Genomic DNA, 23268 nt, shown 5'->3' with positions numbered 1-23268 from the left:
GCCGGCGTTCGCCGCAGCGGTCTGTCCATTGTAGAGAATTTGCCGCGCTTTGCACGGGCCCCAAAGAGAGCGCGGGCGCGACCTGGAGCGGGTCGCGCGCGGTGCCTAACGCGTCGGATTCATGCGGAAATACGCGTCGAGCAGCGAGCTTTTGTAGACCACGCCGGCGAGCGTGGGATGCGCGGCACTTTCGATCACCGGCAGGCGCTCACCCTGGAACGCGAGGAAATGCTGCAACGCTACGCCGAGCGGCATGTCCGGCGTCAGCACGTCGAAATGCGGCTGCAAATAGTTTGCCGCGGTCTTCGCGGACGTGTCGCTGCCGTCGAGCAGATCGGAGGTGATGTCCTTCAAAGCGACGACGCCGAGAAACGCGCCGGACTCGTTCGCCACGTAGAGATACTTCACCGGATATTCGAGGAATACGCGCGTCATGTCCTGCACGGTCGCGTTCGGCGGCACGACGGTTTCGGCGGGGCGGATCAGTTCGCGCATCTGCGTGGCGCGCAGTCGCGAGCGCTCCTGTTCCTCGTGATTGCGGCGCAGCGTGATTTCGTACATGGAGGTCTTGCCGATCGCGCGCGACACGAAATAGGCGACCACGCACGAGAGCATCAGCGGCAGCACGACCTGATAGCTGAGCGTCATCTCGAAGATCATCAGGATCGCCATCAGCGGCGCCTGGGTCGCACCCGCCAGGAACGCGCCCATGCCGACCATGGCGTACGCGAACGGCGCCGACGTGCCGTGCGGCCACAGGGCGTGCATGCCCTGGCCGAACAGTGAGCCGACTACCGCGCCGACGAACAGCGTCGGCGTGAACACCCCGCCGACCGCACCGGAGCCCGCCGTGGCCGCCGTGGCGACGAGCTTGAAGACGAGCACGAGGACGAGCGCGGTCCACGTCCACGGCGAATGCAGGATCGAGTTGACGACACTGTAGCCGTTGCCCCACACCTCGGGCGTCCAGACCGACAGAATGCCGACCACCAGGCCGCCGAGCGCGAGCCTCAACGGCAGCGGCACCGGCAGCTTGCGAAAGCTTTGCTTCGACGCGTCGAGCAACCGCAGAAACTGCGGCGCGGCCGCGCCGCACAGCGCGCCGAGCGCGACGAACAGCAGCACCTCGAGGCCCGCCACCGGCGGAAACACCGGCATCTCGTACGGCGGCTTGTAGCCGGCGAATTCACGCATGGTGATGTTGGCGACCACCGCCGACACCACCACGGGCCCAAAGCTCTCCATGGCGATCGAGCCGAGCACGATCTCGGTGACGAAAAATGCGCCCGCGATCGGCGCGCTGTACGCCGAGGTGATCCCGGCCGCCGCGCCGCAGGCCACCAGCAGACGCAGCCGGGGCGGATCGAAATGCACCCAGCGTCCGATCAGCGAACCGGCGAGCGCCGCCAGTTGCACCATCGGACCTTCGCGGCCGATCGATCCGCCGCTCGAAATCGTGAACAGCGACGACACGCTGCGCCACAGGCTCAGCTTGACCGGCACCACGCCGTCGCCGATCGCGACCGCCTCCATGTAATCGATGTGATTGCATTTGTCCTCGTAACGCCGCGCGATCAGCAGAAAGAAGCCGGCGATCAGGCCGCCTGCCGCGGGCAGCCAGATCCGCACGGTCCACGGCAAGCCGCGCGCCATTTCGACGAAACTGCCAGACTTGCCGACGATCGCGAATTGCAGCAGCGCGATGCCCTCGCGAAAGCCGATGGTCGCGAAGGCGCCCGCCACGCCGACCACGACCGACCAGATCAGCATCGTGTGGGCGTCGGAAAGGCGGAACAGATCTTGGGCGCGGGTGCGCAGCTTCAGCAGGAATGAAAGCACGTCGACGGTACAGGGCGTGAAAGTGGGTTGGACAGCGCGCACGGTAACAGCATCGCGCCCGCTTTGGACGGCGGGCGCGCAACGTTGAGCGAATGAGTGAAGAAGGCGCGGCTCAAGTCGCCGCCTTGTCGAGTTCGGGGTAGTGCCGGAAGATGCAGGCCTCGTTGTGTTCGATGCGCCGCTCGGACTGCAGATACGCGGCGATGTTCGGCCGTTCGATCACCGCGTCGTGTAACGCGGCGAGCCGCGGGTAGTGCTCGCCGAATCGCTTCAGCGCGCGGGGAAACGCGTACAGCAGGCCGTCGATCAACTGGAACATCGACAGGTCGACGTAAGTGAGCGCGTCGCCCACCATGAACTGATCGCCGGCCGGATTCTGTTTGAGCACGCGCTCGAAGTACGACATGAACTTCGGAATACGGTTGTCGATGAAGTCGTGCGCCCGCACTTTGGCGGCGTCTTTCTGGTCTTCGTAGTACAGCGCGCTGGCGAGCGGGTGATGCGTGTCGTGCGCCTCGGTGACCATGTCCGCGATGGTCAGTTGCAGGCCGTTGGCCACATAGCGCAAGCTCTCCACCGAGGGCGCGAGGTTCAGCCGCGGGCCAAGATAGAACAGGATGTTGGCGGTCTGCGCGATCACCAGGTCGCCGTCTTTCAGAAACGGTGGCGCGAACGGCGGATACGGCTCGTCCTTGCTCTTCATCACCGACATCATCGCCTTGGTGCCGAGACCGTCGGACGGTTCGCCGCGCGCCACTTCCACGTAGTCGGCGCCGGCTTCTTCCAGCGCGAGCCGGACGAATTCTCCGCGGCCTTGCAGGCCGTCCCAATAGTAAAGTTCCAGGCTCATCGATCGATCCTCATTCCGGTTGCATTGACACAGACGCGAAGACGGGGCGCGAAGCGCAGCGCGGAAGCGGCCCACCTTGGCATGCTGCATGAGCTGACAACGTCGGCAGCCAGTATGCCGCGCGAGCGGCCAGATTGGGTCTCCAGAATGCGCAAAACCCCGCACGCGGCGGGGTGGGTTTGAAGGCGAGGGCGGCTTAGCCGAACAGGTGCTGGACAGTCCATGTAATTCCGAGTCCGCCGGCAATCAGCCACACATACAGAATGAAGCCGGTGGTCAGCGCGCGGGGGCCGGCCTGCCGGATCTGCGCAATGCGCGTTTCGATGCCGAGCGCGGTCATGGCCATGGTCAGCGCGAAGGTGTCCAGCGTGTTGAGCGTGCTGGTCGCGGCTTCCGGCAGCACGTGCAGCGAGTTGATCACGACGAAGGCGAGAAAACCGAGCGCGAACCAGGGGATCGCCAGCTTGCGCGGCGCGTTGCCGTGGGCGCCGTCCTGCGCGCCGGCGGCAGCCGAATCGCGACGCGCCGAGCGGTTCACCCACATGCCGACCACCAGCAGCACCGGCACCAGCAACATCACGCGGGTCATCTTCACGATGGTGGCTATGTGCGCCGCTTCCGGGCTCACGTTGCTGGCCGCGCCGACCACCTGCGCCACTTCATGGATCGTGCCGCCGAAGAAGAGGCCCGCGCCGACCGTGTCCAGATGCAGCCAGCCTGCCTTGAACAGAATCGGGTAGAGGAACATCGAGAGCGTGCCGAACAGCACCACACTGCCTACCGCCATCGCGCTTTTATGCGGCTTCGATTGCAGCGTCGATTCGAAGGCGAGCACGGCGGCGGCGCCGCAGATCGCGCTGCCCGCGGCGGTCAGCAAGGCCGTGTCGCGGTCGAGCTTCATGATTTTCATGCCGGCCCACGTGCCGATCACGAGCGTGCTGACCACGATCAGAACGGATTCCGCGAGACCGGGCACGCCGACCTGAGCGATTTCCTGGAGGCTCACGCGCAGTCCAAAGAAGGCGACCGCGATCCGCAACAACTTGCGCGCCGAGAAATTGACGCCGGCCGCCCAACTGGCGGGCATGCCATCGCGCAAGGCGTTGCCGTAAATGGCGCCGGCCACGATGCCGACGATCAGCGGGCTCAAGCCCAATCCGGCGATGGCGGGAATCGCGGCGATGCGCGTGACGGCAGCGGCGAAAAGCGCGACGAACAGAACGCCGTTGAGCTGCCCGCGGGTGGAAAACCCGGCGGGCGTCGTGCTGGAGGCGGTGAGATGAGCGGTGGACATGAAGCAGCCCTTTTCTGTGACTGACGAAGATTCGATGGGGCTAATCCTAAATTAGATATATCGATATGAAAAATCATGATTTAGAATGTAAGGTATCGCCCCAGCCGATACTTCGCCCTCCATGACCCCCGATCAACTTATAACTTTCGCTGCCGTCGCCGAGCATCGCAACATTAGCCGGGCGGCTGTCGCGCTGCATTTGTCGCAGCCCGCCGTGTCCGGCCAGTTGCGGCAGTTGCAGGACGAATTCGGCGAGCCGCTGTATCAGCGCGACGGCCGCGGCGTGCGTCTCACGCCGGCGGGCGAACAGCTCGCCAGCTACGCCACGCGGCTGCGCGACACCTGGCGGCAGGCGCATGCGTACCGTGATGCCTTGCGCGGCCTCGAGCAGGGCACCTTGCGGATCGGTGCGAGCACCACGCCAGCCAGCTACCTGCTGCCGTATCTGATCGCCGACTTCCATCGCCGCTATCCGGACGTCACGCTGCATACGGCGGACGGCAATACCACTGAGATCGTGGCCGCGCTCGATTCGGTGGACATCGCCATGATCGAGGGGCCGGTGGGCGTGGATCTGCCGCCGGACACCGCGGTGCATTCGTGGCGCGAAGACGAGATCGTCGCGATCATGCCGCGCGCGCATCCGTTGGCGCAGTTGGCGCAGTTGGCGGAGTCGGCCAGAGGTGGCCCGGCCGGGCTGGCGGCTTTCGGCGACTATCCGCTGGTATTGCGCGAGGCGGGCTCGGGCGTGCGGCAGATCGTCGAGCGCGCGTTCGCGCGGGCCGGTGTGCCGATGCGCGTCGCGCTGGAGATCGCCGGCGTCGAAGGCGTGAAGGAAGCGGTGCGCGCGGGCATGGGCATTGGTTTCGTGTCGGCCATGTCGATGCGGCACGAAGACCGCGCGCTGTGTCTGCTGTCGCTCAGTCCGGAGCCGCTCACGCGGCGCCTGTCGATTCTGGTGCCGCATGCGAGCGCGCCGTCGCGGGTGGTGGAGCAGTTTCTCGCGCTGTGTCTCGCGGAACAGCGTTGAGTCTTCGGCGCCCGCAGCCGGCACGTCGATCGCACACCATGCCAACCGACGCCTGGGGATTTCCACTATGGTGCATAACGGCGCCCTCGGCGCACTATTCGGGCATCGGAAGCGCCTCGGCGCTTTTTTTCGAAGCGTGTTTGGAACCGGTTCCAAATGCCGATCGTGAACAGATTTGAGTAAATTCGACATGGCTGACGCAGTGGACGTGGTGATCGTCGCAAGCGCATTCGGGATGGACGCGGTCCGCACGGACGGTCATCTGAAGTGGGCGCAAGCGAGCAAACAGGCCGGCGCGGCGGGTTTCGAAGTGCGCCGCGAACTGTTCGCTGACGAAACAGACGCCGCGCCGCACAAGCTGCGCGCGCTCGGCGAGCAGATCGCCGAGCTGGGCCTGTGGTCCGTGTACTCCACGCCGGCTTCGCTGTACACGGCGCAGGGCAAACTCGACGCCGAAGCATTGCGCCTCTCGACGGAAGAAGCGCGTGCGCTCGGCGCGCGCTTCGTGAAGTTGCAACTCGGCGGGTTCGCCACCGACGCCAATGCTGCGGTGATCGCCGATCACATGCGCTGCGCGGAGTTGCGCCTCGTCGTCGAAAACGGTCAGTTGGCCGAGGGCGGTTCGCTCGCGCAATTCACCGGCCTGTTCGACGCGCTGGCGCGCGAAGGCCACGCCGACGTGCTCGGCATGACTTTCGACATCGGCAACTGGGCCTGGCGCGAGGTGATGCCGCTCGACGCCGCCGCGCCGCTGGCGGCGCATGTGGACTATATCCATTGCAAGACGACGGTGGGTGAGGGCGCACGACGCTTCCCCGCGGCCCCGGCCGCCGACGACGCCCAGTTCGCCGCCGTGCTCGACAAGCTGCCGCGTCATGTGCCGCGCGGCATCGAGTTTCCGTTCGATACGAGCCGTACCGAAGCAGACGCGGCGCATTACGTCGCATGGCTGGCCGCCGCGTGAGCGGCATGTGGAACCTGAGAGAAGCAGCGACACTGAGAAAAGCGCGCGGCAACAGGCACGCGGCAAATGGGTCGCGGCAGAGGAAAGCAGCAAGTGGTGTGCGCGAAGCGGTACGCCCAAACGGCACGCAGCAAATCCGACGCTGCAAACCGTGAGCGATAAACACCCACGCAAACACGCAAAACACGCGAAACACGCGAAACACGCGAACACGCGAACACGCGAACACGCAGCAAAAAGGATCACGCAGGAGCGAAGCATGAGCAAGCCAACCGCAGCACTCGATGTCATCACCTACGGCGAAGCGATGGCCATGTTCGTGGCCGCCGAAACCGGCCCGCTTGCGGGCGTCGGCCAGTTCACGAAGCGCGTCGCGGGCGCCGATCTGAACGTGGCGATCGGTTTGTCGCGCCTCGGCTTCAAGGTGGGCTGGATGAGCCGCGTCGGCAACGATTCGTTCGGCCAGTACGTGCGCGACACGCTGACGAAAGAGGGCATCGACCAGGGCTGCGTCACGACCGACGAGCGCTATCCGACCGGCTTCCAGCTGAAGTCGAAAAACGACGATGGCAGCGACCCGGCGGTCGAGTATTTCCGCAAGGGTTCGGCGGCGAGTCATCTGTCGCTGGCCGACTATGCGGCGCACTACGTGCTGCAAGCGCGCCACCTGCATCTGACCGGCGTGGCGCCGGCGATTTCGGCGAGCTCGCGCGAACTGGCGTTCCATCTGGCGCGCGAGATGCGTGCCGCCGGCAAGACGATTTCGTTCGACCCGAACCTGCGCCCGACGCTGTGGCCGTCGCGCGCCGCGATGGTCGAAGGCCTGAACGCGCTTGCCGCGCTGGCCGACTGGGTGCTGCCCGGCATCGGCGAGGGCGAGATTCTGACCGGCTACACGCAGCCGGAGGACATCGCGAAGTTCTATCTGGATCACGGCGCGCGCGGCGTGATCATCAAGTTGGGCGCGCAGGGCGCGTACTTCCGCACCGCCGGCGATGCCGCCGTGATCGCCGGTCAGCCGGTTGCGAAAGTCGTGGACACGGTCGGCGCGGGTGATGGTTTCGCCGTCGGCGTGGTCAGCGCTTTGCTCGAGGGCAAGTCTTTGCCACAAGCGGTGGCGCGCGGCAACCGCATCGGCGCGCTGGCGATTCAGGTGATCGGCGATTCGGAAGGGCTGCCGAGCCGGGCCGAACTCGACGCGCTGGAAGCGGCGCAAGCACCGTCCGTCGCGGCCGCGGCCTGACGACCGACAAGACCCAAAGGACCGCGCAGCTCGCAAGACCGCAAGCCGCGTTGAACCCGACCGCCTCGATAACAGCAAGAGCGCTCGAACAGAGCGCCGCATGACCGTCCATCATTGTTTCGGGAAGCCGTCCAAGGAGACACCCTATGACTTCATCGCTTGCGATTCGCCGTTGGTGGACGATCATGCCGATCGTTTTCATCACCTACAGCCTCGCTTATCTGGATCGCGCGAACTACGGTTTCGCGTCGGCCGCCGGCATCAACCAGGATCTCGGCATAAGCAAGGGACTGTCGTCGCTGATCGGCGCGCTGTTCTTCCTCGGTTATTTCTTCTTCCAGATTCCCGGCGCGATCTACGCGGAACGCCGCAGTGTCAAGAAGCTCGTGTTCTGGAGCCTGATTCTGTGGGGCGGGTGCGCGTCGCTCACCGGCATGGTCAGCAACATTCCGTCGCTGATGGTGATCCGCTTCGTGCTCGGCGTGGTCGAAGCCGCGGTGATGCCGGCCATGCTGATTTTCATCAGCAACTGGTTCACCAAGAGCGAGCGCTCGCGTGCCAACACTTTCCTGATTCTCGGCAATCCGGTGACGGTGCTGTGGATGTCGGTGGTATCCGGCTATCTGGTGCATTCGTTCGGCTGGCGTCACATGTTCATCGCCGAAGGCGCGCCCGCAATTCTTTGGGCCGTGTGCTGGTGGTTCATCGTGAAGGACAAGCCGCAACAGGTGTCATGGCTCACGCAGCAGCAGAAGGACGACCTCGCCGAAACGCTGCGTGCCGAGCAGGCCGCGATCAAGCCGGTGCGCAACTATAGCGACGCGTTCAAAACGCCCGCGGTGATCAAGCTGTGCGCGCAATATTTCTGCTGGAGCATCGGCGTGTATGGTTTCGTGCTGTGGCTGCCGTCCATCTTGAAGAACGGTTCGACGCTCGGCATGGTCGAAACCGGCTGGCTCTCGGCGCTGCCTTATCTTGCCGCGACCATCGCGATGCTTGCAGCTTCGTGGGCATCGGATAAACTCAACCGCCGCAAGGTATTCGTGTGGCCGTTCCTGCTGATTGGCGCGGTCGCGTTCGCGGCTTCGTATGCGCTCGGTTCCACGCATTTCTGGCTCTCTTATGCCTTGCTGGTGATCGCCGGCGCCGCGATGTACGCGCCGTATGGCCCGTTCTTCGCGATTGTGCCGGAACTGCTGCCGAAGAACGTCGCGGGCGGCGCGATGGCGCTGATCAACAGCATGGGCGCGCTCGGTTCGTTCGTCGGCTCGTATGTGGTCGGCTATCTGAACGGCGCGACCGGTTCGCCCGCCGCGTCGTATGCATTCATGAGCGTGGCGCTCGTCGCCGCCGTGATTCTGACGCTGATCGTCAAACCGCAGCAACAGGAAACCGGCAACGCGGCCGCCGTTCGTCATACCGTCGCAAGGAAAATAAGCTGATGAAGAAGATCGTCGCCTGGAAGTCGTTGCCCGAAGATGTGCTCGCGTATCTGCAGCAGCATGCGCAAGTCGTGCAGGTCGACGCCGCGCAGCACGACACCTTCGTGGCCGCGCTGAAAGACGCGGACGGCGGCATCGGTTCGAGCGTGAAGATCACGCCGGCGATGCTCGAAGGCGCGACGCGGCTCAAGGCGCTCTCGACCATCTCGGTGGGCTTCGACCAGTTCGACGTGGCCGATCTCACGCGCCGCGGCATCGTGCTCGCGCACACGCCCGACGTGCTGACCGAGTCCACCGCGGACACGGTGTTTTCGCTGATTCTCGCCTCGGCGCGGCGCGTGGTCGAACTCGCCGAATGGGTAAAGGCAGGGCACTGGCAGCACAGCATCGGCCCGGCTTTGTTCGGCGTCGACGTGCAGGGCAAGACGCTCGGCATTGTCGGGCTCGGGCGGATCGGCGGCGCGGTGGCGCGGCGCGCGGCACTAGGTTTCAACATGAAGGTGCTGTACACCAACCGCAGCGCGAACCCGCAGGCGGAAGCGGCGTATGGCGCGCGGCGCGTCGAGTTGGCGGAACTGCTTGCCGTGTCCGACTTCGTTTGCCTGCAAGTGCCTTTGACGCCGGAAACGAAGCATCTGATCGGCGCGGCCGAGTTGAAGTCGATGAAGAAAAGCGCGATCCTGATCAACGCCTCGCGCGGCGCGACCGTCGACGAAAAGGCGCTGATCGAGGCGCTGCAAAACGGCACGATTCACGGCGCGGGTCTCGACGTGTTCGAGACCGAACCGCTGCCGGCCGACTCGCCGCTGCTGAAGCTGGCGAACGTGGTCGCGCTGCCGCATATCGGTTCAGCGACCCACGAAACCCGTCACGCCATGGCGCGTAATGCGGCGGAAAACCTGGTCGCCGCGCTCGACGGCACGCTGACCAACAATATCGTCAACCGCGACGTTCTTTCAAAATGAGCCGATTTCGCTCGATGAGCAGCCGATGAGCACGACGCAGCAGTCCACGCCGCGCCGCGCGACGATCACCGACGTCGCGCGCGAAGCCGGCACCGGCAAGACCAGCATCTCGCGCTATCTGAACGGCGAGATGAGCGTGCTGTCGCCGGAACTGCGCGCGCGCATCGAGGCCGCGATCGCGCGCCTCGACTATCAGCCGAACCAGATGGCGCGTGGCCTCAAGCGTGGCCGCAACCGCCTGATCGGCATGCTGCTCGCCGACCTCACGAACCCCTATACGGTCGAAGTGTTGCAAGGCGTGGAAGCGGCATGCCACGCGCTCGGGTTGATGCCGCTGATCTGTCACGCGGCGAACGAAGTCGAGATGGAGCGGCGCTATCTGCAACTGCTCACCACGTACCGGGTGGAAGGCGTGATCGTCAACGCGCTCGGCGTGCGCGAGGAAACGCTGCGGCCGGTGGGCGGCGGCGGAATTCCGGCGGTGCTGGTCGATCGTTCGGTGGATGGGCTCGTCACGGATATGGTCGGTCTCGACAACCGCGCGGCGGCTGAACTCGGCACGCGGCATCTGCTGGACAACGGCTTCGACGATATCTGGTTCGTGGTTCAGCCTTTCGAGCAGGTCAGTTCGCGGCAACTGCGCGAAGCGGCGTTTCGTGAGGCGATGAGTGTTCAAGGCGAGCAACGCGGCAAGCGCGCCGCGCGCGGTCACACGTTGGTGCTGAACCTCGCGGACGCGGACGAAGTGGCGCGCGGCCTCGCCGAGCTGGACCGCGCGCTCGACGCAGCCGCCCACGCGCTCGGCGCCGCCGGCGCCACGAGCAACGCGGCGCGCATCGCCCTGTTCGCGGCGAACGCGCCCGTCGCGCTATGCCTCGCCCTACATCTGAAAGCGCGCTACGGCGCCGACTGGCAAGCCCGCGTCGCGCTGCTCTCCATCGACGACCCCGACTGGGCCGAACTGACCGGCGTCACCACGATCCGCCAGCCGACCTACGAGATCGGCTACCGCGCGGTCGAGTTCCTGCACGAACGCATCGAAGGCGTTCAGACCGCCGCGCGCGACTGTCTTCTGCCGGGCGAACTGATCGTCCGCGCCTCCACTTTGCGCTGAATTCCCGCCGATCTGCGATCATTCGGGCTGCGGCGCGCAGCGGGTGCGCGCCGGACATCGCAAGGAAACTCATGGTTGTTGCACCGCTTACCCTCTCGAGCCTCGCCCTCGCGACGCTGCTCGTCGCCGCTTTACCCTTCCTGATCTACCGCCGTCTGCGCCGGCCGCTCGCGCTCAAGCCGCGTGACGCCATCACCGGCATCGCCGTGTTCGCGCTGTTCGCCATGGTGATCGAGCGCGCGCTGAACGACTACGTGCTGCATCGGAACGAAGCGACCGCGAACTTCCTGTCGAATCCGCTCGCCTTCGTGGTGTATGGCGCGCTGGCCGCGGGTATTTGCGAGGAAGTCGGGCGGTTCATCGGCATGCGGCTGCTGCTCAAACGGGCGGCGGCGAAGGCCGGCGCCACGTCGCTCGCGGCGGGCACGAACGACGGCACCGCGCTGACCTACGGCCTCGGACACGGCGGCGCGGAAGCCTGGCTCGTCGGCGTGCTGGTGCAGATTCAATGGATCCTGTTCGCGGTCTTCGAAAACCGCGGCGAACTGGATGGCTATCTGAGCAATCTGCCGACCGATTCGCTGATGCGCATCCACCTGATTCTCGCCAGTCTGACGCCGCAGACGGCCGGCATTTTCGCGCTCGAACGGGTGGCCGCGCTGGTGTTCCAGATCGGCTTGTCGGTGCTGATGTGGCGCGGCTTGCGGGCCGGCTGGCGCGGCATCCTGCCGCTCGCGATCGTATTGCACGCGCTGGTGGACGTGCCCGCCGCGTTGTTCCAGGCGCAACTCGTGCCGCTTGCGGCGGTGGACGCCTTGTATGCAGTGGGAGCGGTGATCGTCGCGGGGTTGTTGTTCCGGGCGTACAGGCGTCCTGTCGTGGCCGCTTGATGCGCGCTTCGTACTACACGTTCGACGACCGCGTGACCACCACGCGATAGCCGCGCAATGGGCGCGTGACGGTCGCTCGATGGCGCGCATCAAACGCGCCCCGTCCTGAGCCGTCAACCGTTCTCTACAATCGGCTTCTTTTCGAGGCCACCCTTTCGGCACACTTCAATGGAAGAAGCTTACCAATACGACTGCGCCAATCCCGAGTTCGAGGAACTGGCGCGCGTGATCAGCGATCTGTTTCCCGAGCAGACGCAGTTCATCCAGCGCGCCGCGGAAGACGGCACGCCGACGCTGGCCATTCACTGGGTAGCAATGCGTTTCGGTTCCACCGCGCGCCGTATCGTGATGACCGTGGTGATCGCACCGGCCGCGTTGGCGCGTTATCGCGCAATGCCGGCGCGGCTGCGCGGCCGCAGTTTCGCGGTGCTGCGCGCGTATGTCGAAGCGAGTATCGGCTCGCTCGAAGAACAGTATGCGAATGGCGAAGCGGTGCCGCGCGACGTCACCGTGGATCTGGGTGACGAGTTCGCTTGATGCACATGCGGAGGCGGCTCAATCGGCGAGCCGGTAGACCTTCGCGAAGCGGGCGGCCTGCACCACGCCGTAGTCGCCTGGCGCGTATTGCATGACCCAGTCGCCGGCGACGCCGCGCAGCACGTCGCCGCCGTTTGCCGAGCGCGCGAGCGTGAACGCTTCATGCATCTGTTTGGCTAGCACGACGGCGGGGCGGTTGCGGTACGCGCCGGCTTCGCCGTGCGAGACGGCTGCGTCGGCGGGAACATATTTGGCGTCGAAGCGTTCGCGCGAGACGACCCAGCGGTCGCCCGTCGAACCGGTGATCAGCGCGTCGCCGCGGACATAGCGGTTGGGGCCTTCGAGGCTCATCAGTTCGCCTTCGGCGGCGGCGAGTTCAACGCTGACCGTTTCGTCTTTGACAACGCGGCAGGCGTCGGCGTCTTGACTCAGGTCGAGATTTTTCAGTTCGGTCATGAAGCGGGCAAGTATGGAGAGTTTGGCAGCGGTGCCGGACTTGAAGTCTTCGGGCCGCGTACGACTCGCATCATGCCAGATGCATCTGGCGACCGGTTTCTTTTGCGAAGGATGGCGGCGCGGATCGTCTTTTTGTCGCGCGGAATCGCCAAGGCGGGAGGAGCCGGACCGGCGTGTGGACCGCAGGAGAGTTCGACGTGCGGCAAGCGTAAGGGCGAAACCTCTGCCGCGCACGCCAAAAACATATCCGCCGCGCGCAGCGTTGCACAAGCGACACTGCGCGCAAGCGGTTTTTTACACTTACGGCTTCACGGTGGCGTCGCTTGCCGGCGCGGCAGCAGCCTTGCCACCTTTACCCTTGCCACGATGACCATGGCCTTCCACGCCGCCCGGCTGATGGAAGGTCACGTCAGCCAGCTTCTTCTGTTCCGGCGAGAAGCTGTTGTATAGCGGGTCGAACGCATCGACGAGCTTCTTCATGCCGTCCGCGTGCGCTTGCGCGATCGTCGCGTATTGCTTCATGTCGTCGAGCGCCGACAGGTTGGTGGCGGCCCGGCGTTGCTGGAACAGCTGACCCATCGTCTGGCCGTTGCCGCGCATCACGTCGGCGAACGCGTTCCACTGCGATTCCTGCGCCGAGGTGATCTTCAGTTGCGAGTGCAGGTAGGCGATGCGGTCTTCGACGTTGCGCTCATGGCCGGCCTTGCCGGCGGGTGCGGAAGCGGCGCTCACCGGGGCCGACGCCGATGCCGGTGCGGAGGTTTGTGCGAACGCGCCGCTCATGGCGACTGCGGTGGCCAGCATTACCAGTGCTTTTTTCATCGAAACTCCTGATGTCTATTCGAATTGGGACAAGGCTCGCGAGCGAGCGGCCCGTGGTGCGTCAGTCATGCACGAGTCAAGACGACGCACGGCGGCCGGCTGCCCACTTTGCCGTCGCCGCTATTAGTATCACGATATCCCTACAATGCGGCTCTTATGCGACAAACGCTTACAACCGAAACGAACAGGAAATAGCGGGTGGATAAATTCGTCAGCATGGAAATCTTCGTCGCCGTGGTCGAGGCGGGCAGCCTGACGGCGGCCGCCGAGCGCTTCGACATTTCGTCGGCGATGGTGGGCAAGCATATCCGTTCGCTCGAAACGCGGCTCGCCACGCGGCTATTGACGCGCACCACCCGACGGCAAAGTCTGACGGAGATCGGCCGGCAGTATTACGAGCAATGCCGGCGCATTCTGGCCGACGTGAAAGAAGCCGAGTCGCTCGCCGAGGCAATGGCCGCCGCACCGCGCGGCGTGCTCAAGGTGACGGTGCCGCTCACTTACGGCGTGGAAGTCTTCGCCCCGGCGATGACCGAGTACCTCACCGCGTGGCCAGACATCACGCTCGAACTCGATCTGTCGAACCGCTTGATCGATCTGGTGGAAGAGGGCTTTGACGCGTCGGTGCGCATCGGCCGGTTGCCGGATTCGAGTCTTGTGGCGCGGCCGTTGAAGCCGTACCGAATGCGCGCGTGCGCGTCGCCCGCGTACCTCGCGCGCGCCGGCACACCGCGCACGCCGGAAGATCTGTTGCATCACGAATGCCTGGGGTTTCTGCATTGGGGCCGCGAAGGTTTATGGCGTCTCGGCGGCGACCACGCGGAGGAATGCCAGCTACGTGCCGGCCGGTTTCGCGCGAACAACGGCCAGGCGCTCAAGGTCGCCGCGCTGCACGGCTTCGGCCTGGTGTTGCAGCCGGAGGCGCTGCTGGCGAGAGAAATTGCCAGTGGCGAACTGGTGTCGGTGCTGGAAGATTATTTGCCCGATGGCGCACCGGTGCATCTGCTGTATCCGCGCGATCGCCGCGCCACGCCCAAGCTCACCAGCTTTATCGATTTCGTGGTCGAACGGTTCGGTATATGAGCCAGGCGGCGCACGTTTCGTGACCTCTCGTGCGATTCACACGATGTGTTCATGGCGATAGCCCCGGTGACTTCTCCATTTGCCGATGAAGACGCGCGATAATCCGCCTCACCTGAGCCACTTCCTTTTCCCTCCATGAGACCTCCGCGCCTCGACCAACTCGATGATCTCGATCGCAACCTCGTTGCGCTGCTGCAAGCGAACGCGCGCGAGAGCGTCGCCAACCTCGCTCGCCAACTGGGCGTGGCGCGCACCACGGTGATCGCGCGCATCGCGCGGCTCGAGCGCAGCAACGTGATCGCCGGGTACAGCGTGCGGCTTGGCCAGGACGTGCTCGATTCGAGCATCGTGGCTTATGTCGGCATCATCATTGCGCCGAAGCATGGGCCTGCCGTGCAGAAACGCCTCGGCAAGATGCCCGAGGTGCAGTTGCTGTGCGCCGTGAGCGGCGAGTTCGATTACGTTGCGTGGCTGCGTGCCGATTCGCCCGATCGCCTGAACGATCTGCTCGATCAGATCGGCGAACTGGAAGGTGTGGAGCGGACCACGACTTCGATCATTCTGGCGCGCAAGATCGATCGCGGCATGGTGTGAGCGCCGCCTCACGTTTACACCGTTTTAACACGTTTCCGACATATCGACTGATTGGTTCGTCATAACGTCGAACTTCATGGTCATACCGCAGCATTTTGCGCGTATGAACTGTTTTTGCTTCTCCCTAAACTGTTGCTGAAGGGTACAGCCCGCCGGGTGCCGCGCCACCAGCGCGGCGCACTTCCCAAAGCTGGAGACAGCACACAATAATCAGGAGAAGCGCATGAAAGTAGCCATCGTTGGCGCAGGTTTGATCGGTCACACCATCGCCCACATGTTGCGCGAAACCGGCGACTACGACGTCGTCGCATTCGACCGCGACCAGCACGCGCTCGACAAACTCGCCGCCCAGGGCATTCCGACTCACCGCGTGGATTCTGCCGATGCCGCCGCGCTGCGCGCTGCCGTGCAAGGCTTCGACGCGCTCGTCAACGCGCTGCCGTACTACCTCGCGGTGAACGTGGCCTCGGCGGCCAAGGGCGCGGGCGTGCATTACTTCGATCTCACGGAAGACGTGCGCGCCACCCATGCGATCCGCGCGATCGCCGACGACGCCGATCACGCTTTCATGCCGCAGTGCGGTCTCGCGCCGGGCTTCATCGGCATTGCCGCGCACGAACTGGCGAACCGCTTCACGGAAATCCGCGACGTCAAGATGCGGGTGGGCGCGCTGCCGGAATTCCCGACCAACGCGCTGAAGTACAACCTGACGTGGAGCGTCGACGGTCTGATCAACGAGTACTGCCAGCCGTGCGAAGCGATTCGCGATAGCCGTACGCAGTGGGTGCAGCCGCTAGAAGGCCTCGAACATTTCTCGCTCGACGGCACCGAATACGAAGCCTTCAACACTTCCGGCGGCCTCGGCACGCTATGCGAGACGCTGTCGGGCCGGGTCGAATCGCTCGACTACAAGTCGGTGCGCTATCCGGGCCACCGCAACCTGATGCAATTCCTGCTCGAAGACCTGCGCCTTGCCAGCGACCGCGACACGCTCAAGACCATCATGCGCCGTTCGGTGCCTTCCACTGCGCAAGACGTGGTGCTGGTGTTTATCACGGTGAGCGGTATGCGCGACGGTCAACTGGTGCAGGAAGGCTTCACCCGCAAGATCTTCGCGAAGACCGTGTGCGGCGTGCCGATGAGCGCGATCCAGATCACCACGGCCGGCGCGATGTGCGCGGTGCTCGATCTGTTCCGCGAACAGAAGCTGCCGCAAAAGGGTTTCGTGCGCCAGGAGCAGGTGTCGCTGCGCGACTTCCTCGCGAACCGCTTCGGCCAGTTGTATGAGGGGCAGGCGCTGGAGACCATGGCTACGGTCTGAAGGATCGGCATCGAGGGCCGTGCGACACCGCGGCAACACGTATGAAATGTCTGCCGCGAGCAGCTAGGAAGGCTTCGTAGAGAGCCGAGGAAGCGCCCCGTTATTCGGGGCGTTTTTATTGATGCCGACGTTACGCTACACAGGCATCGGCGGCATGAGCGTCGCCGCCCGTGGCTCGCCGACGATGCGCGCGAGCAGGGCTTCATAATCCGCCGACGTTGGCGCGGTATTGTCGAACATCAACAGGTCGTCGCGGATATCGACGCCGGGTTCAAAGCGGCGTTGCCGATATTCGTCCCAGTGCGCGAGCTTGTAGGCATCGTCCGGATTGGCGCGCTCCACGATGCGCCGATGCGCCGTCTCTTCCGACGTATGGACCCACACGACCCGGAGCGCCACGTCCGCATCCACCCCCAGCCACGCGCGATCGAACAGGCGCCGCTCACGTACTTCGCGCGAGAGCGGCCCGACCACGATCGCGCTAATGCCGAGTTCGAGATTGTCGCGGGCGGTATCGAGCAGGCCGCGATACTCGGGATCGCGCAGATGCTCAAGGAACAGCGGGCTGTCGCGGTCGTTCGAATCGCCGGTCAGCATGGCCATGGCGGCCGCGCTGTAGCCACCATAGAGCGTGTCTTTATCGAGCAGGCAGAAGGGCGTGCCGCACGCTTTCATCAGCGGGCCGACGAGTTTTTTCGCGAGCGTGGTCTTGCCGGTGCCCGCGTGACCGCAGAAGAAAACCAGATGAGTCACGAAGGGCGGTCCTCGGGCGTGGCAGGTACGGCGCCGGCGCGTTGCGGGTCACGCGCGAACTTGTCGCCGGCCTCCAGCCACATCACGTTGATGATGCCGAAGCCCAACGCCACGCCGATACCGAGAATCCAGGTGAAATACCACATTGCAGTCTCCTTGATCTTATGTCGGACGAGGCCGGACCTGAAGCGTTGCGCATTGTCGCTAGAGCGATGGCGAGGTGCCGGCGGGCGAAGGTATGCGCTGGAACCGAGGGTAAATCCGCAACGCGGACCTCGCACGCGGTAGCACACGGAACCGCCCTTTGCAGCGATCATGAAGAAGAACGCGGCGCCGTGCAAGAGGTCGCGGGGTCGGCCGTTCGGCCAGGCTGGCGGAACGGGTGGCCGTTGCTATGATGCATGGCAAAGGTTGGGCAGCAGCAGCGGTCAGCAATCAGGATGGCCAGGCATTGTCCCGCATACCGATCAGAAGAATACGCACACGAGCGGGACCATAACCAACTAGACGGGAGACCAGCATGCCGACGCGTCCGGACCATCACCGCCAGGCCGCACTAGTCGCATTCGCGAGGCTAGGAGCGCTTGCCGCGCCAGGTCTCCGCGTGCTCGCCGGCTGCGCCTCGACATCCGCCGAGCCGGTTCCGTTCAAGCCGGTGCCGGCCGCGCGCATCGTCGGCCGCGAGGCTTAACAATTCGATACATGGCCTTCACGCGTAGCCCTTAACATGGCGGCTAAAGCAAATTCGTTCATGCAGAGCGCCGCCTGGCTTACGTATCGTAAGCGTGCGGCCGGTCTGTTCCGTTTTCAAGGTAACTCAACATGCTGATCAATTGCGCCGCGTATCAGGACGGCCGGAAGCTGGCAGACATCGACATCGATAGCATCAGCGACTACGTGGCCCGGCCCGAGTGTTTCGTCTGGGTGGCGCTGAAAGACCCGGGGCCGGGCGAACTGGCCGTGATGAAACACGAGTTCGGCCTGCATGAGCTCGCGATCGAAGATGCCCAGAACGGCCACCAGCGTCCCAAGATCGAGGAGTACGGCGAGTCGCTGTTCGCCGTGATGCATACGGTGGAAATGGATGAAGAGGGCGAACTGCTGATCGGCGAAGTCGACGTGTTCGTCGGCGCCAATTACGTGCTCTCCGTGCGGCGCGGCACCCGCGCCGGCTTCCAGAACGTGCGTGCCCGCTGCGAGCGCGAGCCGCAACTGCTCAAGGAAGGCTCGGCGTTCGTGCTGTATGCGCTCGCCGACGATATCGTCGATCGCTATTTCCCGATTGTCGAGACCATGAACACCGAGATCGAAGCGCTCGAAGACCGCATTTTCGACCGCAACAATTCGGCGGCTTCGCGCGCGATCATCGAGGATCTGTACTCGCTGAAGCGCCGCCTCGTGATCCTGCAGCACCATATCGCGCCGTTGCAGGAAGCCCTCAGCAAACTGACGGGCGGCCGCATTCCGAGCATCTGCGAAGGCATGCAGGCTTACTTCCGCGATGTCTACGACCATCTCGACCGGATCGTCAGAATCATCGACGGCCGGCGCGAAATGGTCGTCACCGCCGTGCAGGTCAATCTCGGCATGATCTCGCTGGCCGAGAGCGAGGTGACCAAACGGCTCGGCTCGTTCGCGGCGCTGTTCGCGGTGCCGACCATGATCGCCGGCATCTACGGGATGAACTTCCAGAGCATTCCCGAATTGCATTACCAGTACGGCTATCCGATCTGTCTTCTGGTCATGCTGAGCGTCGATCTCGTGCTGTATTGGCGCTTCCGCAAGGCCGGCTGGCTCTGATGTGAGGCGGTGCGGCGTTCGTCCGCGCCGCTCCGCGCTTGCACCGCACGCAATAAAAGTCCAGCATAGGCGGCCCGCCGGCTTGCAATCTTGCAACCGGCGGTCAATCCGACACGCACGGACCAAGCGAGGAACTCTTTGCCACACGTCGTCTGCCGGCGCGCTGAAGCGGCGCGCCGCTTCGATTCGACCTTATGCAGTGCATCGCCGTGCGTCCCGCGTGCCGATGCACTGCAACACCGCGCATCGTTGACAATCAGAATAGACTGCGCTGAGAATGGGCTTCGCAAACGTTTGCGCACTAATTAAAAATAAGGCTCCGCCGCGAGCCTGCCAGACCCTGGAGATATGCATGAGCCAACGCATTCGCCGCCGCATCCTGACGGCCGCCGTCCTCGCCACCGCCACCGCCGCGCTGCCGTTTTCCTCCGCGTACGCGCAAAGCGCGCCCGCTCATAAACCGAAGGTCGCGCTCGTGATGAAGTCGCTCGCCAACGAGTTCTTCCTCACGATGGAGACCGGCGCGAAGGACTATCAGAAGCACAATCCGTCGCAGTTCGACCTGATCACCAACGGCATCAAGGACGAGACCGATACGGCGAACCAGATCCGCATCGTCGAGCAGATGATCGTGTCTAAGGTCGACGCGATCGTGCTGGCGCCGGCCGATTCGAAGGCGCTGGTGCCGGTCGTCAAGAAAGCGATCGACGCGGGCATCATCGTGGTGAACATCGACAACCGGCTCGACCCCGACGTGCTCAAGTCGAAAAACCTGAACGTGCCGTTCGTCGGCCCGGACAACCGCAAGGGGGCGCAGAAGGTCGGCGACTATCTGGCGAAGAAGCTGAAGTCGGGCGACGAGGTCGGCATTATCGAAGGCGTGTCGACCACCACCAACGCACAGCAGCGCACCGCGGGTTTCAAGGACGCGATGCAGACGGTCGGCGCCAAGGTCGTCTCGGTGCAATCGGGTGAATGGGAAATCGACAAAGGCAACGCGGTCGCGTCGGCCATGCTCAACGAATACCCGAACCTGAAGGCGCTGCTCGCCGGCAACGACAACATGGCGATCGGCGCGGTCTCGGCGGTGCGCGCGGCGGGCAAGCAAGGCAAGGTGCTGGTGGTCGGCTACGACAACATCAATGCGATCAAACCGATGCTCAAGGATGGCCGCGTGCTCGCCACCGCGGATCAGTACGCGGCCAAGCAGGCCGTGTTCGGTATCGACACCGCGTTGAAGGCGCTCAGCGAGCACAAGAAGCAGGCGGATCTGTCCGGCGTGGTGGAAACGCCGTGCGATCTGGTCACGAAGTAAGCATTGCCCGGTCAGTCCCGGGGTAAGTCGGGTACGCGGGTTCGCGCCGGCGCCGTTTCATGCTTCATGCTCGACCTGCGCCCGCCAAACCCGCGTCTATTCAATAAACGCTCAAGAAACCTGCCGCGCCGCCGTTAATTCCAGAGGTAAGCGTCATGACGGTGCCGCGCGACGGGAGGGTGCGTGGCTGTTAGCGCCGGCGCATTCCGCGCATTGGGCCGGCATGACATGGGGCGCAAGAGCTGCTACTTCACCCGGTCGAATCGGATGAGGCCGCGGCTGCCGCCCGGGAACCAGGATTGCGATGGATTCAACCGATCACGACGCCGTGCCTGCCGTCCTGTCTGTCAGCGGCATCGGCAAGACCTACGCCGAACCGGTGCTCGCCGACGTTTCGCTGTCGCTGCGCGCCGGCGAGGTATTGGCGCTGACGGGCGAGAACGGCGCGGGCAAGAGTACGCTGTCCAAGATCATCGGCGGGTTGGTCGATCCGACCGCCGGCACGATGCAGCTCGGCGGCGTGCCGTATGCACCGGCGAGCCGTACCCAGGCCGAGGCGCTCGGCGTGCGCATGGTGATGCAGGAACTGAATCTGCTGCCGACCTTGTCCGTGGCCGAAAACCTGTTCCTGAACCGCTTGCCGCGCGTCGGCGCATTCAGTTTCGGCTGGATCGACCGTCGCAAGCTGCGCGAGGACGCGCGTCACGCCATGGCGCAGGTCGGGCTCGACGCGATCGATCCGGACACGCTGGTCGGCGAGCTCGGCATCGGCCATCAGCAGATGGTGGAGATCGCACGCAATCTGATCGACGATTGCCGCGTGCTGATCCTCGACGAACCGACCGCGATGCTGACCGCGCGCGAAGTCGATCTGCTGTTCGAACAGATCGACCGGCTCAAGGCGCGCGGCGTGGCGCTGATCTACATCTCGCACCGGCTGGAGGAACTCGCGCGGGTGGCCGAGCAGATCGCCATTTTGCGCGACGGGCGGCTGGTGCATGTCGACGCGATGGCCAACCTGACTAGCGACGAAATCGTCACATGGATGGTCGGCCGCGAACTCGGCGAGCGGATCGAACTGGGCGTGCGCAACATCGGCGCGCCGCTGTTGAAAGTGGACCGGCTGACGCGCGGCAAGGTAGTCCGCGAGGTGTCGTTCGAAGTGCGCGCGGGCGAGATTTTCGGCATCAGCGGCCTGATCGGCGCGGGCCGCACGGAGTTGATGCGGCTGATCTACGGCGCGGATCCGAAGGATAGCGGCACCGTTTCGCTGGCCGCAACGCCGGGCGCGCCGCCCGCGCCGGTGCAGATTGCTTCGCCGTCGGACGCGGTGCGCGCGGGCATCGCGCTGATCACCGAGGACCGCAAAGGCGAAGGCCTGCTGCTGCCGCAGCCGATCGCGGCTAACGTATCGCTCGGCAATATCGGCAGCGTGGCGCGGCACGGCATCGTCGATGCGAAGCGGGAGAACGCGCTGGCGCAGACGCAGATCGCGGCGATGCGGATCCGTACGTCGGGGCCGGGGCAGATTGTCGGCGAGCTGTCGGGCGGCAACCAGCAGAAGGTCGTGATCGGCCGCTGGCTGGCGCGCGACTGCCGCGTGTTGTTATTCGACGAACCGACGCGCGGCATCGACGTCGGCGCGAAGTTCGATATTTATGGCCTGATGGGTGCGCTGGCCCGTGAAGGGCGCGCGCTCGTCGTGGTGTCGAGCGACTTGCGGGAGCTCATGCTGATCTGCGACCGGATTGGCGTGATGTCCGCAGGTAGCATGACGGGTGTGTTCGAGCGCGATAACTGGTCGCAGGACGCGTTGCTGGCCGCGGCTTTCGCCGGCTACCGCAGCCGCGAAGCATTGCTGCACGCCGCCCCCGACACCAGCGAAGCAGGGAGTGTGTGATGAACGATCAACCGTTGCGGGAAGCATCGGGCGACAAGCCAGGCACGGCGAGCGGCACGGGCACCGTGACACCGCCGCCCGATCCGTCGGCGCCGCTCGCGAGCGGCAAGCCGGCCGGCACGCGGCTGGGCTTTTCGAATTACCTGGGGCTCGCCGGCGCGTTGCTCGGGATGATCGTGCTGTTCTCGCTGCTGAGTTCCCACTTTCTGACCTACGACACGTTCAGCACGATCGCCAACCAGATTCCGGATCTGGTGGTGATGTCGGTCGGCATGACCTTCGTGCTGATCATCGCCGGCATCGATCTGTCGGTGGGATCGGTGCTGGCGCTCGGTGCGTCGGTGGTGAGCGTGGCCGCGCTGAAGTGGGGCTGGGGGGCATTGCCGTCGGCGCTGCTCGGCGTCGCGGCGGCGGCGCTGACCGGCACCATCACCGGCGCGGTGACGGTGGGCTGGCGGATTCCGTCGTTCATCGTCTCGCTCGGCGTGCTGGAAGCGGCGCGCGGCATGGCGTATCAGATGACGAATTCGCGCACCGCCTATATCGGCGACGCGTTCGACTTCCTGTCGAACCCGATCGCGCTCGGCATCTCGCCGGCGTTCCTGATCGCGGTGGCGGTGATGGTCATCGCGCAGCTGGTGCTCACACGCACGGTATTCGGCCGCTATCTGGTCGGCATCGGCACCAACGAGGAAGCGGTGCGGCTCGCGGGCGTCAATCCGCGGCCCTACAAGGTTATCGTGTTCGCGCTGATGGGCGCGCTCTCGGGGCTGGCCGCGCTGTTCCAGATTTCGCGGCTGGAAGCGGCCGATCCGAACGCGGGCCAGGGCGTGGAACTGCAGGTGATCGCGGCCGTGGTGATCGGCGGCACGAGCCTGATGGGCGGACGCGGCTCGGTGATCAGCACTTTTTTCGGCGTGTTGATCATTTCCGTGCTGGCGGCCGGCCTCGCGCAGATCGGCGCGAACGAGCCGACCAAGCGGATGATCACCGGCGCGGTGATCGTGGTGGCGGTGGTGCTGGATACGTATCGCAGCCGCCGCAAGCGGGCCTGAC

At 64.7% G+C, this 23268-nt stretch carries 23 protein-coding genes; 16 read left to right on the top strand and 7 right to left on the bottom strand.

Annotation, left to right across the window (positions count from 1 at the left end; translation table 11 throughout):
• Positions 1–105 precede the first annotated feature (105 nt).
• The 3 genes from B0G80_RS04630 to B0G80_RS04620 all read right to left on the bottom strand — a co-directional run bounded on the left by B0G80_RS04630 (position 106) and on the right by B0G80_RS04620 (position 3983).
• On the bottom strand, positions 106–1839 hold the full coding sequence (locus B0G80_RS04630) for a ClcB-like voltage-gated chloride channel protein (RefSeq protein WP_106284389.1): 1734 nt from the start codon (positions 1837–1839) through the stop codon (positions 106–108).
• 112 nt (positions 1840–1951) lie between these two features.
• Complete coding sequence (locus B0G80_RS04625; RefSeq protein WP_116117163.1) at positions 1952–2689, bottom strand: glutathione S-transferase; 738 nt, start codon at positions 2687–2689, stop codon at positions 1952–1954.
• Between the two features lie 196 nt (positions 2690–2885).
• Entirely contained in the window at positions 2886–3983 is a 1098-nt protein-coding gene (locus B0G80_RS04620; protein ID WP_106284273.1) for a YeiH family protein, read from the bottom strand.
• Between the two features lie 121 nt (positions 3984–4104).
• Between B0G80_RS04620 and B0G80_RS04615 the strand changes: the two genes are divergently transcribed.
• The 8 genes from B0G80_RS04615 to B0G80_RS04580 all read left to right on the top strand — a co-directional run bounded on the left by B0G80_RS04615 (position 4105) and on the right by B0G80_RS04580 (position 12168).
• Entirely contained in the window at positions 4105–5013 is a 909-nt protein-coding gene (locus tag B0G80_RS04615; RefSeq protein ID WP_116117162.1) for a LysR family transcriptional regulator, read from the top strand.
• 190 nt (positions 5014–5203) lie between these two features.
• Positions 5204–5977, top strand: coding sequence for a TIM barrel protein (locus B0G80_RS04610; protein WP_116117161.1), 774 nt, complete (start codon positions 5204–5206; stop codon positions 5975–5977).
• 259 nt (positions 5978–6236) lie between these two features.
• Positions 6237–7220, top strand: a complete 984-nt coding sequence (locus tag B0G80_RS04605; RefSeq protein WP_116117160.1) for a sugar kinase — start codon at positions 6237–6239, stop codon at positions 7218–7220.
• Between the two features lie 146 nt (positions 7221–7366).
• On the top strand, positions 7367–8662 hold the full coding sequence (locus B0G80_RS04600) for an MFS transporter (RefSeq protein WP_106284277.1): 1296 nt from the start codon (positions 7367–7369) through the stop codon (positions 8660–8662).
• Complete coding sequence (locus B0G80_RS04595; protein WP_116117159.1) at positions 8662–9627, top strand: D-glycerate dehydrogenase; 966 nt, start codon at positions 8662–8664, stop codon at positions 9625–9627. Before B0G80_RS04600 ends, B0G80_RS04595 begins: the two co-directional genes overlap by 1 nt.
• 25 nt (positions 9628–9652) lie before the next feature.
• On the top strand, positions 9653–10741 hold the full coding sequence (locus tag B0G80_RS04590) for a LacI family DNA-binding transcriptional regulator (protein ID WP_116117158.1): 1089 nt from the start codon (positions 9653–9655) through the stop codon (positions 10739–10741).
• Positions 10742–10812: 71 nt separating this feature from the next.
• Complete coding sequence (locus B0G80_RS04585; RefSeq protein WP_116117157.1) at positions 10813–11631, top strand: YhfC family intramembrane metalloprotease; 819 nt, start codon at positions 10813–10815, stop codon at positions 11629–11631.
• 168 nt (positions 11632–11799) lie between these two features.
• A complete protein-coding gene (locus tag B0G80_RS04580) occupies positions 11800–12168 on the top strand; it encodes a DUF3022 domain-containing protein (protein ID WP_106284281.1) in 369 nt (122 codons plus the stop codon).
• A gap of 18 nt (positions 12169–12186) precedes the next feature.
• Here the strand turns inward: B0G80_RS04580 and B0G80_RS04575 are convergent, their stop codons facing one another.
• Complete coding sequence (locus B0G80_RS04575; protein ID WP_116117156.1) at positions 12187–12624, bottom strand: PGDYG domain-containing protein; 438 nt, start codon at positions 12622–12624, stop codon at positions 12187–12189.
• Positions 12625–12924: 300 nt separating this feature from the next.
• A complete protein-coding gene (locus B0G80_RS04570) occupies positions 12925–13446 on the bottom strand; it encodes a Spy/CpxP family protein refolding chaperone (protein ID WP_116117155.1) in 522 nt (173 codons plus the stop codon).
• A gap of 198 nt (positions 13447–13644) precedes the next feature.
• On the opposite strand from B0G80_RS04570, the gene B0G80_RS04565 reads away from it, so the two are divergent.
• From B0G80_RS04565 to B0G80_RS04555, 3 genes are all read left to right on the top strand, one after another.
• Entirely contained in the window at positions 13645–14529 is an 885-nt protein-coding gene (locus tag B0G80_RS04565; RefSeq protein ID WP_116117154.1) for a LysR family transcriptional regulator, read from the top strand.
• Between the two features lie 135 nt (positions 14530–14664).
• Positions 14665–15123 (top strand): Lrp/AsnC family transcriptional regulator, encoded by a 459-nt coding sequence (locus tag B0G80_RS04560; protein WP_012433266.1) that lies wholly within the window; start codon positions 14665–14667, stop codon positions 15121–15123.
• Between the two features lie 223 nt (positions 15124–15346).
• Positions 15347–16444, top strand: coding sequence for a saccharopine dehydrogenase family protein (locus B0G80_RS04555; protein ID WP_116117153.1), 1098 nt, complete (start codon positions 15347–15349; stop codon positions 16442–16444).
• Between the two features lie 135 nt (positions 16445–16579).
• Here the strand turns inward: B0G80_RS04555 and B0G80_RS04550 are convergent, their stop codons facing one another.
• Together B0G80_RS04550 and cydX are read right to left on the bottom strand one after the other, a co-directional pair.
• On the bottom strand, positions 16580–17197 hold the full coding sequence (locus B0G80_RS04550; protein ID WP_116117152.1) for an ATP-binding protein: 618 nt from the start codon (positions 17195–17197) through the stop codon (positions 16580–16582).
• On the bottom strand, positions 17194–17343 hold the full coding sequence (gene cydX, locus B0G80_RS04545; RefSeq protein ID WP_116117151.1) for a cytochrome bd-I oxidase subunit CydX: 150 nt from the start codon (positions 17341–17343) through the stop codon (positions 17194–17196). Before cydX ends, B0G80_RS04550 begins: the two co-directional genes overlap by 4 nt.
• A 374-nt stretch (positions 17344–17717) precedes the next feature.
• On the opposite strand from cydX, the gene B0G80_RS45685 reads away from it, so the two are divergent.
• The 5 genes from B0G80_RS45685 to B0G80_RS04525 all read left to right on the top strand — a co-directional run bounded on the left by B0G80_RS45685 (position 17718) and on the right by B0G80_RS04525 (position 23267).
• On the top strand, positions 17718–17888 hold the full coding sequence (locus tag B0G80_RS45685; protein WP_181196656.1) for a hypothetical protein: 171 nt from the start codon (positions 17718–17720) through the stop codon (positions 17886–17888).
• A gap of 131 nt (positions 17889–18019) precedes the next feature.
• Positions 18020–18997, top strand: coding sequence for a magnesium/cobalt transporter CorA (corA, locus tag B0G80_RS04540; RefSeq protein ID WP_106284288.1), 978 nt, complete (start codon positions 18020–18022; stop codon positions 18995–18997).
• Positions 18998–19349: 352 nt separating this feature from the next.
• Positions 19350–20312 (top strand): sugar ABC transporter substrate-binding protein, encoded by a 963-nt coding sequence (locus tag B0G80_RS04535; RefSeq protein WP_106284289.1) that lies wholly within the window; start codon positions 19350–19352, stop codon positions 20310–20312.
• Positions 20313–20616: 304 nt separating this feature from the next.
• Entirely contained in the window at positions 20617–22212 is a 1596-nt protein-coding gene (locus B0G80_RS04530) for a sugar ABC transporter ATP-binding protein (RefSeq protein WP_116117150.1), read from the top strand.
• A complete protein-coding gene (locus B0G80_RS04525) occupies positions 22212–23267 on the top strand; it encodes an ABC transporter permease (RefSeq protein ID WP_106284291.1) in 1056 nt (351 codons plus the stop codon). The genes B0G80_RS04530 and B0G80_RS04525 overlap by 1 nt, the downstream gene beginning before the upstream one ends.
• Position 23268 lies beyond the last annotated feature (1 nt).

It is taken from the genome of Paraburkholderia sp. BL6669N2 (genome assembly GCF_003387275.1).
In the GTDB taxonomy this organism is placed as follows: domain Bacteria; phylum Pseudomonadota; class Gammaproteobacteria; order Burkholderiales; family Burkholderiaceae; genus Paraburkholderia.
The sequence above is the reverse complement of the archived record's forward strand: the minus strand, read 5'-3'. Positions and strand labels throughout refer to the sequence as shown.